Source organism: Micromonospora sp. ZG13, assembly GCF_059359355.1.
Map to the genome: position 1 here is coordinate 1 of NZ_JCADBQ010000046.1, position 1,154 is coordinate 1,154.

General features: G+C 72.6%; 1 protein-coding gene. It reads left to right on the forward strand.

From position 1 onward, the window contains the following. A partial coding sequence (locus AC5L34_RS29470; protein ID WP_494827916.1) for an acyl carrier protein occupies positions 1-1,154 on the forward strand: 1,154 nt, incomplete at both ends.

Genomic DNA, 1,154 nt, shown 5'->3' on the forward strand with positions numbered 1-1,154 from the left:
GCCGAGGTCGGGTTGGAGCTGTTCGACGCCGCCCTGGGCGCCGACCGTGCGGCCCTCGTACCGGCCGTGATCGACGTACCGGCGCTGCGGGCAGCGCTCGGCGCCGGCCCCGTGCCGGCCGTACTGCGCACCCTGATCGGGTCGACGGCGTCCCGGCGACGGGCCGCGCGGGGCGGCGACTGGGCCAACCAGCTCGCGGGCCTGGCGCCCGACGAGGCACGCGCCCAGATCGACGTGCTGGTGCGTGGTCTGGTGGCGCAGGTGCTGGGGCACGGTGGCGTGGAGTCGGTGCCGGCGGATCGGGCGTTCCGGGAGTTGGGCTTTGACTCGCTGACGGCGGTGGATCTGCGTAACCGGTTGAACGCGGCCACGGGGCTGCGGCTGGCCTCGACGCTGGTCTTCGACTACCCGACCCCGGCCGTGCTCGTCGACCACCTCTACGAGCAGGTTTCCGGGCAGATCGCCGCCCGCCAGACGGCGGTGCGCACCGCCAACACCGACGAGCCGATCGCCATCGTGGGCATGGCCTGCCGCTACCCCGGCGGCGTCGAGAGCCCGGACCAGTTGTGGGAGTTGCTGGCCGGCGGCGGGGACGGGATTTCCGAGTTCCCCACCGACCGCGGCTGGGACCTGGAGAGCCTGTTCGACCCCGACCCGGAGCACCCCGGCACGTCGTACACCCGGCACGGTGGCTTCCTGTACGGTGCGGCGGAGTTCGACCCGGGCTTCTTCGGGATCTCGCCGCGTGAGGCGCTGGCGATGGATCCGCAGCAGCGGTTGCTGCTGGAGGCGTCGTGGGAGTCGTTCGAGTCCGCCGGGCTGGACCCGCAGCGGTTGCGGGGCAGCCGGACCGGTGTCTTCGCCGGTGTGATGTACCACGACTACGCCTCCCGCCTCATGGACCTGCCGCCGGACGCCGAGGGCTTCGTCGGCACCGGTACGTCGGGCAGCGTGCTGTCGGGTCGGGTGGCATACACGTTCGGGCTGGAGGGCCCGGCGGTCACCGTCGACACGGCGTGCTCGTCCAGCCTCGTGGCGCTGCACCTCGCCGCGCAGGCGTTGCGGTCCGGCGAGTGTGATCTGGCGTTGGCCGGTGGTGTGACGGTGATGGCGACGCCGGGGACGTTCATCGAGTTCTCGCGGCAGCGTGGTCT